Genomic DNA, 16,316 nt, shown 5'->3' on the forward strand with positions numbered 1-16,316 from the left:
TTTGAAACAAATCCCGAGAATCCATCGAAATCTCCAATCAATATCGACGTAGAAATGAATAGATTTATCCAGACACCTATACGTCGACAGATATATCTACTCATCGTTCGCTTTCGCATATTCGCGCTGCTGCCGGCCAGGCGAGCGAACGCGGCACTCGATGTGAACCCGGTGTTCGATGCCATCATCGATCAACAACAGTGCATCTTCTTCAACGCGCTGGTCGTCGAGCGTCATTGAGGTGGTGTCTGTCGTGCCCTGGCTGACTTCGAAATGGTACTGGGTTGCACCAAAGCGGTAGGTCAGCGTAAACCCGGGCCAATCCTGCGGGATCAACGGCTCAATCTTGAGCGTGTTGCCGCTGCGTTGCAGGCCAAGCAGTGACTCCACCCCCAAGCGGTACATCCAGCCCGCCGAGCCGGTATACCACGTCCAGCCGCCGCGCCCGGCGTGGGGGTCTTTGGCGTAAACATCGGCGGCCATCACGTAGGGCTCGACTTTGTAGGTCTCGATCCTGGCGTTGTTGAGCGGGTCGGCGGGGTTGATCAGGTTCAGCAATTCCCAGGCTTTGTCGGTATCGCCCAACTGAGCAAACGCCATCGCCGCCCAGATTGCGGCGTGGGTGTATTGTCCGCCGTTCTCTCGCACACCTGGCACATAGCCCTTGATATAACCGGGGTCTTGTTCGCCTTTGTCAAACGGCGGATCAAGCAGTAACACGGCGCGAATTTCGGGTTTTACCAAGTGCTGATCCATCGCACGCATGGCCAAGCGCTGACGGTTTGCCGACCCCACACCCGACAGGACTGACCAGCTCTGGGCTATGGAGTCGATGCGGCAATCATCATTGATCGACGAACCCAATGGCTGGCCGTCATCAAACCATGCACGGCGATACCAGGCGCCGTCCCACGCCGCTTTCTCCAGATGGTCGCTGAGCAGCCTGGCATTTTCGTTACAGCGTTGTGCAAAGTCATCATCACCGTAGCGCTGCGCGACAGCGGCGAAACGCTTGAGCACGTCACAAGAAAAGAACCCCAGCCACACACTTTCGCCTTCGCCGAGATAACCGACACGGTTCATTCCGTCGTTCCAGTCGCCACTCCCCATCAACGGCAATCCGTGCTTGCCACGGCGCAGACTGTGCTCGATCGCGCGAACACAATGGCGATAAAGTGGCTCGCGCAAGTCCGACACGCCCGGCAAGTCGTAATAGGACTCCTCGCCACTGTTCAATTCGCGGCCTTCCAGAAATCCGGCAGGCTCGTCCAGCACAGACAGATCACCTGTTATCTCCACATAGCGGTTGGTGGCCGCCACCAGCCACAGGAAATCGTCCGAGCAGGCCGTGCGCACGCCGCGATTGAGTGGTGGATGCCACCAATGCTGAACATCACCCTCCTGATACTGGTGATTGGCGCACAGCAATAAATGTGCGCGTACCGTTGCAGGGTCTGCATGAATCATGGCCATGCTGTCTTGCAACTGATCGCGGAATCCGATCGCACCACCCGATTGGTAATAGCCACTGCGGGCCAGGAAGCGGCAGGCAATGACCTGGTACATCAGCCAGCCATTGAGCATCACATTCAGCCCGGCTAACGGTGTCTTCACTTGGATCACCGAAAGCAGCGAACGCCAGTGCTCTCGAACTTTCTTTAACTGTGTGGCGGCAGCCTGGGCGCCCCGATAGCTCTGCACCAATTGAGTCGCCGCTTGAGCGTTCTTCTCTGCGCCCATGCGCAGAATCACTTCTGTGCTTTCCCCAGGCGCGAGTGTCACGGCTATTTGAATCGCCGCACAAGGATCCAGGCCTCCGCCGATGCGCCCGGACAGTCCTGCATGCCGCATGGCTGCGGGGGATTGCAGAGTGCCGCTGCGGCCAATGAACTCGCTGCGATCGCCGGTGATGGTGTGGTCGATTGTGTCGGTGTCAAAGAACGCCACACGCTCACCGAATTCGACCGAGTAAGCGTTTCGAGCGAATAACGCACCGCTGACCGGATCGGATTGTGTCACCACATGCATCGCTGACTTGCTGCGCAAATCGCCTAGTACCCATTCGACGTACCCCGTCACCGTGAGTGTTCGGGTGCGTGCGGACATGTTGCGCACCACCAGCCGTGAGAATTTGATCGGTGCATCGAGTGCGACGTACACCCACAACTCTGTTTTGACTCCGTCGCCTTCACGCTCGAAAACGCTGTAGCCGAAGCCGTGGCGCGTTTGATAGTGACCCGCGCCAGGGCAGGGTTGGGGAGTGGCTGACCAGAAATGCCCGGTCTCCTCATCGCGCAAATAGATGACTTCGCCGCTGGGATCGGTAACCGGGTCGTTGTGCCAGGGTGTGAGCCGGTATTCATGCGCGTTTTGCGCCCAAGTGTAGGCACTGCCGGACTCGGATATCACAGTGCCGAGTTGCGCGTTCGCGATGACGTTGGCCCAAGGCGCCGGTGTGGGGGTGGTGGCTGTCGAGTTGATCACGTATTCGCAGCCATCCTCACTGAAACCGCCATAGGCGTTGTCCAGTATTAGCGGAGGAGGGATTGGCGCAAGCCGCTTTGCCGCTGCGGTGGGGCGGTACTGACGTGTCGCCACGAATGGAGCATAGACCGGTGCTACGCGTCGGCGGTTGATTTGTTCGCCAATTGACCCCAGCCCTTCGCTGAGCACCAACCGCGCGACAGACAGGAACAGTACGCGATCCTCATTCGACATCTGTTGGGCGCTACGCACGAAAATCCCACCGGGACGGTCCATCAGCGTGGCTTCGCTGCCGGAGCTGACAAGCCCCATGATGGCGTCTTGCAGTTGCTGGCGGTAACCGCTCTGGTCTTCATTCCAGATCAACAGGTCAACCACCAGGCCTTTCTGACGCCAGTACGCATGAGCCTGAATCATCTTCTGGACCAACTCGAAGTTATCCAGGCTTTTGACGCGCAAGAGCACGATGGGCAGATCGCCGGAAATCGACTGCCCCCACAGTCCCTGCTGGTTGCGTCGATTGCTCATCAATATGGCGCTGTCTGCGCGCAATGCGGCGTTGGCGTAGAGCAGCGACGCGGCCATCTGCTCAAACAACCGGGCGTCTGCGGGTGAAGCGTTGAGCTGGCGCAACAGAACCTGACTGTGGGTCCATGACAAATCGAAGACCCTGTCGGCCAGGTGTCGATCGCGATATTTGTTGATCAGCGCGATGCAGTCGTCTCGGTTGTCAGCCACGCCCGTTACAAGGTCGATGGTGGCCTGTTGGCCTGGTTGCAGTGTGATGCGGCAGCGGATCGCCACGATCGGATCAAGCACCGCGCCGTGACTGCCCGATAGTTGCTCACATTCATGCGCCAACGCGGCAGGCGCACTCAGGTCAAGCCCTCGACCGATGAAGCGGGCGCGGTCCGTTTCGTAGGAGATCGTGTCGATATGAACCCCGTGCGCCGCCAACAGATGGCACATCCACGGCGTGGGCTCAACGCTGGACCGAGGCCGGCGACTGCAAAGGATGGCTTGCAACGGTAACAGCAACTCGGTTTGTACGAACAACTTGCTGAACGCCGGATGCATGGCATCGGTATCAGGCGCGGCCAGTACCACTTCAGCGTAGGTGGTGATCTCGAATTTCCTGGCAGAAGTACCCCGGTTGGTGATGCGCAGCCGTCGTAGCTCGATGTCGTCCTCTGGCGAAACGACGATTTCCATGTGGGAGTCGTAATCCATTTCCAGCGCGCGATATTCCGCACGAGCGTCGCTGAAAATGGCCTCCTGACTCTCTGTTCGACGCAGGGTGGGTTGAAACGCTGCCGACCAGAATTCGCCGCTGGCGATGTCCCGCAAATAACAGAACGTGCCCCAATTATCTTGCGTGATGTCCTCGCGCCAACGCGTCACGGCCATGTCGCTGCGGCGACTATAGCCGCCGCCGGCACTGCTGAGCATCACATGATAGTTGCCGTTCGAGAGCAATTGAACGGCGGTGCGCTTATGCCCTGGATGGGCAAAAAACCGCAGTTTGTTGTCCTGGTTTAGACCTTTGTCACCCACGGCTGTCGGTTGTTCGGTTTGCAGATAAGGCTCTGCGGTCTTGGGGACGCGCTCTTGCAATAACAGCAGGGCAGATCGCAATGCCGGGTCGGACTCGAAACGACGTTGCATCGGCTGGTTGAGCAGCACGCTCGTCAAAGCGAGCAGGCTCATGCCTTGATGGTGAGCCATGAACGATTGCACCAAGGCGAACCGCTGGCCTCGAGGCAATCGTGCTTCTGTGTAGTCAACGGCTTCGTAAAGTCCGAAACGTCCCGCCGCCCCCTGATTAGCCAGGCGTTGCAGGTTTTTGCAGGCCGCCTCGGGATTTACCATCAGCGCCAGGGCACTGGCATAGGGCGCTATCACCACGTCTTCGCTCAAGCCGCGCTTTAGGCCCAGCGCCTGCACGCCAAACGCTCGGTATTGGTAATTGAAGTGGGTATCGAGCATGTAGTAGCCCGACTCCGATACGCCCCAAGGGATGCCCAGGCCTTTGCCTTGTTCGATCTGTAGAGTTACGGCGGCACGACAAGTCTGGTCGAGCAGACTGCCGTCATAGTTGGGCATGACCAGCAACGGCATCAGGTATTCGAACATCGATCCGGACCAGGACATCAAGGTCGGTACGCCGGCATAGACACCTAACAATCGGCCCAGGGTAAACCAGGCCCGTTGGGGTATTTGACTCTGAGCAATCACCACGAAATTGGTCAGGCGCACCTCGGAGGCCAGCAGGTCGTAGTAGCCGGTGTCCAGGCGACGTTCTTCAGCGTTGTAGCCGATGAAGAACAAATCGCGTTTGCTGTCGAAGAGCAACGAGAAATCCATCTGCGCAAGGTCGCCGCTCAGCTCGATCAACCGGTTCAGGACGCTGATGGCCTCGCCGGCGCGTTTACGTACCGCCTCAATACAATCATGGTGTTCGGCGCACCAGTCGTCACGGTTGAGCCGGGCCAGTTGCCTTAGCGTTTGGCTGAACGGTTCGTGGTTGCTGAGTGGCGCAGGCAGTTGATAGCGAACAAGTGTCGCAATCCAGTCGTCGCATTGAGCGATGAACACACGCTGCCAGTAGGCGCTTTCGTCATCGGCGTTTGCCTGCGCGGCGGCGATGGCCCTAGCCGTTTGCAAGTGATCCAGCAAGGCATGGGGTTCGATGGTTTGCGCGGCGCGCTCAAGGACCGGGCTTAGCTGATCACACAGTTCTTTCGTGCCTTGGGTTTCAGCCAGTGTGTTCAACGTGTCACGCAGGCCCTTAATGACGCAAAGGCCGAAGAGTGGTTGATCCGGCAGTTGCACCAGGCCCGCCCGCAAAGTGAGTAACAAGCCCGCCAGGTTGCCGCTGTCCACCGTCGAGATGTATTGCGGCCTCAGTGGCTGGCAGGTGTGCGTGTCGTACCAGTTGTAGAAATGCTGCCGGTGACGCTCCAGCGCGTTCATGCTGTCCAGTGAGGCGGCCAAGCGTTGCAACAGGCGATCGGTACTCAAATAACCGAAGTCGTGGCCGGCCAAGTGGGCGAGCAGCGCCATGCCCATATTGGTGGGGGAGGTGCGGTGTGCAATCGCCGCTTTAGGTTCTTCTTGAATATTGTCCGGCGGTAACCAGTTGTCCTGCGGGCCTACGTACTCATCGAAAAACGCCCAGGTTCGACGGGCCAGCACCCGCAAAAAGTGCAACGACTCGGGCGAGGGAGTGAATGTCGCGTGCTCCGGTTTGGCGCTCAGGCGCCAGGCGATCCATGGGCCAGCCAACCACGCCAGAAGCAGTGGGGCGGCAATGGCCAGCCTGAGCGGATCAGTCGATAACCCGACCAGCGCGATCAGCGCCAGCACTGGTCCAAACCACATCTCGCGGTAGAGTCCGGACAGCCGATTCGCCGAACTGCGCTCCACCTCGCGGGACGGCTGCCATTGCAACAGCAAACGCCGGCTGAAAAACATCCGCCACAGCGACCGCGCAATGGCACCAGCGCTGTAGTACATCTCGAACGGTAGCCACGCGATGGTGGCGCAGACCTGTGCGAGGTCTTGTGCCAGCCCATCAAGAAGGGCTCTGAGGTACTCCCGATAAGGCACGTTCAGTGGCGGTTGCAGGACATCGGTAAAGGTTCTGAGCAACGGCTGGATGACGAGCAAACCGACCACCGCCAGTGTCCAGGCCAAGGGTTCACTGCTGGCAAACCAGCCCCAGACCAGCATTGACAGCAATGCCAGTGGCTCCAGGCTGCGCCGTAGATTGTCAAGAATCTTCCAGCGCGCCATGACGTCCAAGCGGTTGCGCGTCCATTCACCTTGTGTATTGCGCGCCCAAGGGAGCAGCCATGGGACTAACTGCCAGTCACCACGGATCCAGCGATGCCTGCGTTTAATGTCAGCGCTGTAACGCGAGGGGTATTGCTCATACAACTGCACATCGCTGAGCAAACCCGAGCGTGCATAGCAGCCCTCGATCAAGTCGTGGCTGAGTATCTGGTTATCGGGCAGGCAGCCTTCCAGCGCACAGGTAAAGGCATCCACGTCATAGATGCCCTTGCCAATGAAAGACCCTTGCTGGAACAGATCCTGATAGATGTCCGACACCGCACGGGTGTAGGGGTCGACACCCCCGTCACAACCAAACAGCCGGGAGTACAGGGTGCGCGGAGTGCTCGCCAGGCTGATGCCGACACGCGGCTGCAACAACGCGTAACCGGATACGATTTTTTCCTTGCGAGTGTCGAACAAGGGCCGGCTGAGTGGGTGCATCATGGCTGCCACGCATTGGCGAGCAACATCCTGCGGCAGCAATGTGTCGGTATCCAGGGTCAGCACGTAACGCACGGACAGAAGGGGGCGTATGTCACCGACAATCGTCGTGAAACGCGTCTCGCCCATGCCACGCAGCAACGCATTGAGGTCATTGAGTTTGCCTCGCTTGCGTTCATGCCCCATCCACACCTGTTGGCCGGGGTTCCAGCAACGCGATCGATGAAACAGGAAAAACCGGTCGACCGTGCCTTCAGCATATTTACGATTGAGCTGGTTGATCGCCTGAGCGGCGAGTGCCAGCAATTGTGCGTCGTGAACCTCGACCTCTTCTGGCGCATCGAGAAAATCAGTGAGCAAGGCGAAAAACAGATTGCCGTCACGATTGGCCAAGTACCTGACCTCAAGGCCTTCCACCAACTCCTCGACATCGGCACGCGTGGCGATGAGTGAAGGAATGGCTACCAGCGTGCGAGCTTCCTCAGGAATACCGCCGGCGTAGTCCATCTTCGGCAATATCGTGGGCAACATACTGAAGGTCACCAGCCAGTTGATCAGGCTGATTGCCAAGCGACTGGTCATGATCAGGCAGGGCACTGCCAGCGCCAGCAAGGCAACGTCGGGCAGTCCGTCGCGACTTGCAGACGCGAGCAATGGCAAGGCAAAAATCAGCGTGAGAACGCCAACCGGTGTCAGGTAAAACATCAATGGAGAAAACTGCAGAAGGCGTTTCCAGCGCTCATGCAGAGGCACCTTGGCGACCAGCCTTCGCTCAAGAGCACCGATGCCTGCACCGATCAGGTAATACCCGATGTGGTTGTGCAGCGCACTGTCGAGTGCCGCGGCGTGCTGCTGTCTCGACAGATCCACGACGATCTGGGCCACCTGGATCTCTGAGCGATGGCTGCGCCTGGCGAGCCGTTCGATCATGTGTCGATAACTGTCGCGGGTGGCAAAATCCATGAATGGGTAAACGGCGGCGGGATCGTTCTTCAGGGTCTGTTCGACATGACTCATCGATTCGACAAACTCGCGCCAATTGGTGGCCGTTAGCAGACGCAGGCTTGCGATGCTATTGCTGATAGACACTTGGTCGGCAGACTGTTGCTGCGCGTCGAGGTGCACCTGACGCTCTGTGCTGGAGCCCGTTTCACCCAGTATTTGTTCGATCCAATTGAGGGGCAGGGCGAGAGCCACACTCTGGCCCTGCAAGCGGCGGGCAAACTCGGCGACGAACGCAGCGCTCAAACGGGGTCCCGAATGAGCCATGTCGGCGACGGTCAGTACGACGTTTTTTACATCGCGACCGGAGACCTCGATCAGACGTTCGGCCCAGTCGTCCGCCCTGTTTCGGTCGTCCGAATTTGCCATTACCCGTGACGCCACTCGGCGCAGGTTTTCGATCAATGCAAGGCGCACCATGATCGGGATCGCCCAAAGCTCGCCCAGCGCCAGTGGCATGACGGTCTGATAAGCAACGATGAAGCGCCTGAGGCTTAACTCATCGAATCGGCCGTCGCCATGGGAGATCGTTTCCAGCGCAATGTCGTAGACCCGTGGAAGGCCTGCGGAAGGGCCGTTGGTCAAGCGTGGCAACTCTCGGCTATAGCCTTTGGGCAGATGCTTTCTGGCGGTACGAATGTGATCTTCAACAAGGAAGTAGTTGTCCAGTAACCACTCGGCGGCCGGGGTGACGGGGCGACTGGAAGACTGCGCCTGTGTCAGCGCGGTGCAACTGCGATTGAGCACAACCTCATTGTCATCCAGCCTGCCCAGTAGAGCATCGCGGGAGGACACGGCACTGACCTGATGCTGGTTGGCCAGCGCGATGCCGTGATTGGCCATTTGGTCTGCGTTGAACAGTTCGGCGCGCAGAATCGGCTCATAGGCGAACTTGCGACCGGGGAACTTACCGGTTCGACAAACGGCAGCCAAACGAGGTAACAACAGCCTGATGCGTGTCCCTATGCTTGTCATATTTCTCCTGATCTGAGACGTGTGCTCGCACACCCGGATAACCGCGCGCGGTGCTGGGTCAACTGATGAGAAGGTGATTTTCTACACGATAGACACCGGGTACTGCCCAGGCTGTGTGTTCGACCGCTTTACGTTCGAGCCATCTGTTAACAGTGCCTTCGAGCGTTACTTGATTGCCATGGACCGTGACGTGAATCTTGCCGGCATCCAGTTCGGCACTTCGTGCCAAGGCTTCTTCGATAAGTGTTTTGATATCTTGAATGCTGTCTTTAGGCTTTATCGCTAAACGATTGTCGATACCCACAATCCCTTGCAATTGTTGTATGAGCGCTTTCACGGCGTCTTTCTGGTATTGCCACTCCACGTGGCCCTCAATCGTTACCCACCCGTGCTGCACCTTGATGTGAATGGGTTCCTTGGAAACCGCCGTGTCCCAGTGGATCAGATCCAGGCAACGCGAGGCGATCACGCCATCATCAACAGTGTGAGCACCGGACACCCGCACTTCGAGTTCCTCGGCCACGGCGACGACGCCTTTAACGCTCTGGACGGCGCGCTCAGCGGCGATTTTTTCAGCGTAGGTCCGCACATGCCCGCTGAGCACAACAACGCCGTTTTCGATGGTGACACCGATAGCCGCAGCATCGATGTGCGGCAAAAATTCCAGCTCGTCCAGAATGGTTCTGCGTAACGTCAGGTCATTCATCATCAATCCTTTTGGCGCTTGCCCGATGCCACAGTGACCTCAAGAAAAACAGCCGTCTGTGCGTCAGCACACAGACGTGCTGCAACGACCTCGCGCACGCTGCCTGATCGTCTGCCAACACCACAAAGGAGCGTCGCGCCTTGAATCCTCACAGCACTGCCCCACATGCACTGCTACAGGTCGGTCAAGCCCAACGAGCCTGCCGATGATGGCTGAAGTGGTGTTTCTGCTGGACGTCGACAACACGTTGCTGGACGGCGACCGCGTTGTCGCCGATTTTCACCGGCACTTGAAGGAGCAATTGGGTGACGCCCATGCACAGCGTTATTGGTCAGTCTTCAACGCGTTGCGCAAAGAGCTCGGCTATGTCGATTACCTGGGCGCCTTGCAGCGCTATCGGCTGGAGATTGGGCAGGGCAGTGCGGATGAACAAAGACTGTTGTTGATGTCCTCCTTCCTCATCGACTACCCGTTTGCCGATCGACTCTATCCCCACGCAATGGACGTCATCACGCATTTGGGCCTGTACGGCCTGACCGTAATCCTGTCCGACGGCGATGTGGTTTTACAGCCGCGCAAGTTACAGCGCTCAGGTCTGTGGCAGGCCCTGGAGGGCCGCGCACTGGTCTATGTTCACAAGGAAAAGATGCTACAGGCCGTAGAACGTCACTACCCCGCCCGTCACTACGTGATGGTCGACGACAAGCTCGCGATTCTGGCGGCCATGAAGGGCATATGGGGTGAACGGTTGACCAGCGTTTTTGTGCGACAGGGCCATTACGCGATGGATCCGCGAATCATCGCCGCCCAACCGCAAGCCGATTTAACGATTGAGTGCATCGGCGATCTCGTCACGCTTGATCTCTCACACCTGTGTCCGCCGGCTATGCGCCGATGATCAGGTTTACCGGGTTTTCCATGTCGACCGAGTAATCACCTTGCCGCGCCGCCCGGTTGCAGGCGGCGCGGTGCAGTAACGCACGTTGAGCTTGCGCGACTTTACCGGGGTCGCCGCCCCAGATCTCGAGGGCTGGCTGCTGGATTGCGCGCGCGAAAGAAAACGTCAACGCCCAAGGCAGTCGCGACTTGAAGCGTCGGTTCATCGCGTTCAACCGCGCAGAAGCCAACTCGGGACTCTGCCCACCAGACAGGAACGCAATGCCCGCCACGGCGGCTGGCACGGCGCGTAGCAGGGTCGTCACGGTGGCGTCGGCGACCTCGTCGACACTGTCCTGATGGCGGCAGCTCAGGCCCGACAGGAGCATGTTCGGCTTCAACACCATGCCTTCGAGCAGCACGCCCTGTACATGTAGCTGCTCGAAGACCTCGTGCAGCACTTTTGCGCTGACGTCGACACAACGTTGTAGCGAGTGATCACCCGTCATCAGCACTTCAGGTTCGACCACGGGCACAAGCCCGACCTCCTGACAAAGGGCCGCGTAGCGCGCCAGTGCATGGGCGTTGGCCGCGATGCACGCCGCACTGGGAAGACCGGCGCCCATCGTGATCACTGCGCGCCACTTGGCGAAGCGCGCACCGATGGCCGCATAGCCTTGCAACCGTTCACGCAAACCGTCCAACCCTTCGGTAATCTTTTCGCCGGGACGCCCAGCCAGTGCTTTCGCACCGGCATCGACCTTAATCCCGACCAGGATGCCGACGTCAGTCAGCGCCTTCACGAACGGCGTGCCATCGGTGCACTGCTGGTGGATTGTCTCGTCGTAGAGAATGGCACCGCCGATACTCTCGGCCAGCCCCGGCGCCGTGATGAGCAGCTCACGCCACGCCCGGCGCGACGCTTCAGACGGCGTAATGCCGAGTGCGGCGAAGCGGTCGTTGCAAGTCGGTGAACTCTCGTCCATCGCCAGCAGGCCCTTGCCGCTAGCCAGCATCTGGCGCGCCGTGTCGACAAGTTGCACTGAGTTCATGCGGCCCCCCCCATTTCCAGTTACGAATCTGCGGCAGATCCTCGCCGTGCTCGTTGATGTAGAGCTTGTGTTCGACCAGCTTGTCGCGAGCCATCTGCTTCAGATAAGCACCCCGGCTGCCGAGATGAGGCAGACGGTCGACAACGTCCTGTACCAAATGGAACCGGTCCAGGTCGTTCTGAACCCGCATGTCAAAAGCCGTGGTAATCGTTCCTTCCTCCTTATAACCCCGCACATGGAGATTGCGGTTGTTTCGGCGATAGGTAAGTCGATGCACCAGGCAGGGGTAGCCGTGGAAGCCGAAGATGATGTGCTTGTCCTTGGTGAACAGTGAGTCGTAGTCCCCATCACTCAACCCGTGCGGATGTTCGCTGGCGGACTGCAACTTCATCAGATCGACAACATTGACGACGCGGATCTTCAGTTCGGGCAAATGCTCGCGCAGGATGGACACCGCCGCCAGAATCTCCAGTGTTGGCGTATCGCCGCAGCAAGCCATGACGACGTCCGGTTCGCTGTCCTGATCGTTGCTCGCCCACTGCCAGATCCCAACGCCCTGAGTGCAATGCACGATCGCCTCATCCATGGTCAGCCATTGCGGCAGCGCATGCTTGCCAGCGACGACGACATTGACGTAATTGCGGCTGCGCAGGCAGTGATCGAATGTCGACAACAGGCAGTTCGCATCGGGCGGCAGATAGACGCGAACGATGTCGGCTTTTTTGTTGATCACATGGTCTAGGAAGCCGGGATCCTGGTGCGTGAAGCCATTATGGTCCTGCTGCCAGACGTGCGAGGCGAGGAGGTAGTTCAGTGAGGCGACCGGCCGCCGCCACGCCAACTCTTTGGTGACCTTGAGCCACTTGGCATGCTGGCTGAACATCGAGTCGATGATGCGGATAAAGGCTTCGTAGCTATTGAAAAGCCCATGCCGACCGGTCAGCAGGTAGCCCTCCAGCCAACCTTCGCACTGATGCTCGCTGAGCATCGAATCGAGCACGCGGCCGGCGGGCGCAAGAAACTCGTCGTTCGCAACGGTCGCCGCATCCCATTGACGGTTGGTGACCTTGAAGACGGCGCCAAGCAGGTTCGACATGGTCTCGTCCGGGCCGAAGACACGAAAGTTGTCGGGGTTCAGTTGGATGATGTCCTTGAAGAACTCACCGAGCACCAGCGTGTCCTGGGCGAAGACGGCGCCGGGCGAGGGGACACGCACGGCATGCACACGGAAGTCGGGCATGTGCAGATCGCGTAGCAACAGGCCGCCGTTAGCATTTGGATTGGCGCCCATGCGCCGCAGGCCTTTGGGCGCCATTTCAGCCAGTTCTTCGATCAATCGGCCGTTGGTATCGAACAGTTCTTCGGCCTTGTAACTCTTCATCCAGCGCTCAAGTTGCGCCAAGTGCTCAGGGTGATTGGCATCGACCAGCAACGGCACTTGGTGCGAGCGGAAGGTCCCTTCGACAGGCAGCCCGTCGACAACTTTCGGCCCGGTCCAGCCCTTGGGCGATCTGAGAACAATCATCGGCCAGAGGGGGAGTGTGGGCGTATCGGTCGTTCGGGCGTGCTTCTGCAATTGTTGGATTTGCGCGATGGCTTTGTCAGTGGCACGGGCCATCAACTCGTGCATCGTCATTGGATCGTCGCCTTCGACAAAGTACGGTTCCCAGCCGGAGCCTCGAAGGAACTGCTCCAGATCGTCATGACCGATGCGCGCAAGTACCGTCGGATTACTGATCTTGTAGCCGTTCAGATGCAGGATCGGCAGCACCGCACCGTCGGTGACCGGATCGAGAAACTTGTTGGACTGCCACGCCGTAGCCAAGGGGCCGGTTTCGGCCTCGCCATCGCCGATGACACAGGCGACTATCAGATTAGGGTTATCGAATGCGGCACCGAAGGCGTGGCTGAGCGAATAGCCAAGCTCACCACCCTCATGAATCGAGCCTGGCGTCGTCGGTGCGACATGACTGGAAATACCACCCGGAAAAGAGAACTGCTTGAACAACTTCTTCAGCCCGGCTTCATCCTCACCCACATTCGGATAGACCTCGCTCCAGGTGCCTTCGAGGTAAACGTTGCCGACGATTGCCGGGCCGCCGTGGCCGGGACCGGCAACGTAGATCATGTCCAGATCGTGGTTCTTGATGACTCGGTTCAAATGGACGTAGATGAAGTTTTGTCCTGGTGTCGTGCCCCAGTGACTGACAACAAGCGGCTTGACGTGCGCCATTGTCAACGGCTCACGCAACAGCGGGTTGTCGTAGAGGTACATCTGGCCGACCGAGAGGTAATTAGCAGCGCGCCAGTAGGCGTTCATTCGCTGCAATTCATCTGCACCCAATGTTGGGACATCAGCGGCTGAAAGGCCGGGGATTTCTACGTTTTCACTCTCTTGCGTCAACGTGATCGCATCATTCATGGTCAGTGTTCCTTTGGGAAATTGGCGGAATGAGCAGACGTGGCTGTGGCTGCCTGGCAGATCGCAAGAAAATCCGCAGACTTCTGGCTGGCGCCGCCGACGAGGACACCACCGACTTCCGGCAGCGTGAGGATCGAGTGGGCACTGGCCGGTTTGACCGACCCGCCGTACAGGATTCGCAGGTTTTTACCCTCAGCCCCCAGACGCAGGGTCAGGCAGGCCCGGATGTGCGCATGCATTTCAATGATTTGTTCGCACGTTGGCATATGGCCCGATCCGATCGCCCAGAGAGGCTCGTAGGCGATCACCGCGTTGGACGCCGTCATGCCTTCAGGCACACTCCCGGCGATCTGATCACCACAGACGGACAAGGCGTTTCCTGCCAGCCGCTGCTCATTCGTTTCACCGATGCAGATGATTGCCAAAAGACCCGCGCGTCGCGCCGCTTTTGCCTTCCTCGCCACGATTGCATCGGTATCCGCGTGATGTTGGCGGCGTTCCGAATGCCCAACGATGACCGCGCAGGCACCGGCATCCTTAAGCATCTCTGCGCTGAGGTCGCCGGTAAAAGCCCCCGAAATATCGCCACTGCAATCCTCCCCGCCAATGGCGATGCGGCCAGCGGCCGTCAACACCGCTTGCGCAATCAGCGTCGCGGGCAGGCACATCAAAACCTCGACCGGTGGCTGCTTCGCTTGCACCGTAGCCGCCACCGCTTCGATTTCACTGAGCTGGGCCGCCATGCCGTTCATCTTCCAGTTGCCGGCGATCAGCGGCTGCCGGTACTTCTGGAGCGACACAGGATCGACATCAGGCGGATGAAACGCTTGTGCTGGGTCAAGCATCGTCATGAAAACCATCCCGCGAGGTTCATCAATAAGGCTCGACGATGCGCTTGAGCAGAGCTTTGTTCTGTGCGCCAGCGCACGCTGCGGTCGACGCGTGTGATCGCTCAAGTTTAACGACAGGTAACCCGCGTTCGGTTCAGGCAGGTGTGCAGCAGTAAACAGAGGTAATCGATTAACAAAATAAAATTGTATGTGTGAAAAATTTATATTGATTTTTTTCAGCCTGGTACCGCTTTAGCATAAATCCAGCTTCAAAAAACCCGCTGGGCAGCGAGTTCGGTGGCCGGCACCACAAACCCATAAAAAATTGTTATCGGAGTCCTGATGAGTCTTTCTCCTTTCCACCTCGCAATCCCTGTTTATGACCTGGCCGCCACACGGCACTTCTACGGAGAGGTGTTCGGCCTTTGCGAAGGTCGCTCAAGCGACCAGTGGGTAGACTTCGATTTCTACGGCCACCAACTGGTCATCCACGAACATCCTAAAACTGCTTCGCAGGAAAGCGTGCACAGCAACCCGGTAGACGGTCACGACGTACCGGTTCCGCACTTCGGCATTATTCTGGAATGGGCTCAATGGGAAGCCCTGGCCGAGCGCTTAAAGGCGCGCGAAACCCAGTTTGTGATCGAACCCTACATTCGCTTCAAAGGCCAGGTTGGTGAGCAGGCCACCATGTTCCTGTTCGACCCGTGCGGCAACGCACTTGAGTTCAAAGCGTTCAAGGATATGAGCCAGCTCTTCGCCAAATGATAAAAAGCTGGCGCGCCATCAAGCGCGCGCCAAGAACACTTAAATGAGCTGGAAACTCATGAATCTGCCTACTGCCCTCAAGCAGTCCTTTCATTCCAACAAAAAGGCTAGACATGAAACGTTTCCCCTTAGTTTGGCAATTAGTTGCCGGGTTGTTACCAAGTACCCGCCGCTGAGTTGCTGCGTAAGGAACTGCATATTGCGACAGGGGCCGTGGGTGTCATCCAGAGTGGTCGTCAAGCCCAAGAAATCCTGCAGAACGGTCGAGCTGACCTGGTTTTTGTCGGACGGCAAATGCTGCGTGATCCATTCTGGGTGCGCACTGCAGCAGATGACTTGAAAGAAATCATTGAGACTCCAGCCGCCTGAACTCGTTACGGTTCTGTATGGCTTGATACCAAAGCGTGAATGAGTCCACGTCCTAAGCGGACGGCTGGACGGTTCTGATCCTCAATCCAATCCAATGAAGCAGGAATAAAACCATGAGCAACCCTACTTACGTACACGAATACCAAGCCATCACCGAGGTGCTGAACAAGTACATTGAGGGCTGTAAACAGGCCAAAAGCAGCATCATGAAGCCTGCTTTCAATGATCAAGCAACGATGTTTAGCGTCGATGGCGACGGTCAACTGGCCGGCGGCGCAATTCCAATCCTGTTCGAGGGGATCGACAAGGATTTCCGCCCCTCTCCTGACGCACAGGCGGCTATTACTCGCATTGAAATCGTCGGTAATGCCGCTAGTGCTCGCATTGACGCCAACGGCATGTCAGGCCTCTCTTTCACCGACTTCTTCCATCTGCTGAAAGTAGAAGGCAAGTGGACGGTAGTCAGCAAGATTTTCCAAGCGCATGCAGCGCCTTGATTAGCTCAGGACGGTGCTGATATTCGAGTGCGAGTAAAATGGAAAGCTGGACGTCAT

At 58.1% G+C, this 16,316-nt stretch carries 9 protein-coding genes; 4 read left to right on the forward strand and 5 right to left on the reverse strand.

Annotated elements, in window-relative coordinates:
• Positions 1-96: 96 nt before the first annotated feature.
• A complete protein-coding gene (locus K5E40_RS16550) occupies positions 97-8,739 on the reverse strand; it encodes a GH36-type glycosyl hydrolase domain-containing protein (protein WP_221731753.1) in 8,643 nt (2,880 codons plus the stop codon).
• 58 nt (positions 8,740-8,797) lie between these two features.
• Positions 8,798-9,445, reverse strand: coding sequence for a BON domain-containing protein (locus K5E40_RS16555; protein ID WP_221731754.1), 648 nt, complete (start codon positions 9,443-9,445; stop codon positions 8,798-8,800).
• Between the two features lie 205 nt (positions 9,446-9,650).
• Between K5E40_RS16555 and K5E40_RS16560 the strand changes: the two genes are divergently transcribed.
• Complete coding sequence (locus K5E40_RS16560) at positions 9,651-10,343, forward strand: HAD family hydrolase (protein WP_221731755.1); 693 nt, start codon at positions 9,651-9,653, stop codon at positions 10,341-10,343.
• Here the strand turns inward: K5E40_RS16560 and K5E40_RS16565 are convergent.
• The 3 genes from K5E40_RS16565 to tpiA are packed head-to-tail and all read right to left on the reverse strand — an operon-like array spanning position 10,330 to position 14,646.
• Positions 10,330-11,373 (reverse strand): class I fructose-bisphosphate aldolase, encoded by a 1,044-nt coding sequence (locus K5E40_RS16565; RefSeq protein ID WP_221731756.1) that lies wholly within the window; start codon positions 11,371-11,373, stop codon positions 10,330-10,332. The two genes, K5E40_RS16560 and K5E40_RS16565, sit on opposite strands and share 14 nt — an antisense overlap.
• On the reverse strand, positions 11,327-13,795 hold the full coding sequence (locus tag K5E40_RS16570; RefSeq protein ID WP_221731757.1) for a phosphoketolase: 2,469 nt from the start codon (positions 13,793-13,795) through the stop codon (positions 11,327-11,329). The genes K5E40_RS16565 and K5E40_RS16570 overlap by 47 nt, the downstream gene beginning before the upstream one ends.
• 2 nt (positions 13,796-13,797) lie before the next feature.
• Positions 13,798-14,646: a triose-phosphate isomerase gene (gene tpiA / locus K5E40_RS16575; RefSeq protein ID WP_260455806.1), complete on the reverse strand. Its 849-nt coding sequence runs from the start codon at positions 14,644-14,646 to the stop codon at positions 13,798-13,800.
• Positions 14,647-14,967: 321 nt separating this feature from the next.
• Between tpiA and K5E40_RS16580 the strand changes: the two genes are divergently transcribed.
• The 3 genes from K5E40_RS16580 to K5E40_RS16590 all read left to right on the forward strand — a co-directional run bounded on the left by K5E40_RS16580 (position 14,968) and on the right by K5E40_RS16590 (position 16,259).
• The gene (locus K5E40_RS16580; protein ID WP_221731758.1) at positions 14,968-15,393 is read left to right on the forward strand and encodes a VOC family protein; all 426 of its coding nucleotides are present in this window, start codon (positions 14,968-14,970) and stop codon (positions 15,391-15,393) included.
• 177 nt (positions 15,394-15,570) lie between these two features.
• On the forward strand, positions 15,571-15,762 hold the full coding sequence (locus K5E40_RS16585) for a hypothetical protein (RefSeq protein ID WP_260455807.1): 192 nt from the start codon (positions 15,571-15,573) through the stop codon (positions 15,760-15,762).
• 113 nt (positions 15,763-15,875) lie between these two features.
• Positions 15,876-16,259, forward strand: a complete 384-nt coding sequence (locus K5E40_RS16590; protein WP_221731759.1) for a nuclear transport factor 2 family protein — start codon at positions 15,876-15,878, stop codon at positions 16,257-16,259.
• Positions 16,260-16,316: the final 57 nt, after the last annotated feature.

This window comes from Pseudomonas baetica, assembly GCF_019733355.1.
Lineage (GTDB): Bacteria > Pseudomonadota > Gammaproteobacteria > Pseudomonadales > Pseudomonadaceae > Aquipseudomonas > Aquipseudomonas baetica_A.

Bases quoted from the DNA above. Each gene is read 5' to 3' on its own strand.
- K5E40_RS16560 (WP_221731755.1), top strand. From the start codon at position 9,651: ATGATGGCTGAAGTGGTGTTTCTGCTGGACGTCGACAACACGTTGCTG.
- K5E40_RS16590 (WP_221731759.1), top strand. From the start codon at position 15,876: ATGAGCAACCCTACTTACGTACACGAATACCAAGCCATCACCGAGGTG.
- K5E40_RS16570 (WP_221731757.1), bottom strand. From the start codon at position 13,795: ATGAATGATGCGATCACGTTGACGCAAGAGAGTGAAAACGTAGAAATC.
- tpiA (WP_260455806.1), bottom strand. From the start codon at position 14,646: ATGACGATGCTTGACCCAGCACAAGCGTTTCATCCGCCTGATGTCGAT.
- K5E40_RS16550 (WP_221731753.1), bottom strand. From the start codon at position 8,739: ATGACAAGCATAGGGACACGCATCAGGCTGTTGTTACCTCGTTTGGCT.
- K5E40_RS16555 (WP_221731754.1), bottom strand. From the start codon at position 9,445: ATGAATGACCTGACGTTACGCAGAACCATTCTGGACGAGCTGGAATTT.
- K5E40_RS16565 (WP_221731756.1), bottom strand. From the start codon at position 11,373: ATGAACTCAGTGCAACTTGTCGACACGGCGCGCCAGATGCTGGCTAGC.
- K5E40_RS16580 (WP_221731758.1), top strand. From the start codon at position 14,968: ATGAGTCTTTCTCCTTTCCACCTCGCAATCCCTGTTTATGACCTGGCC.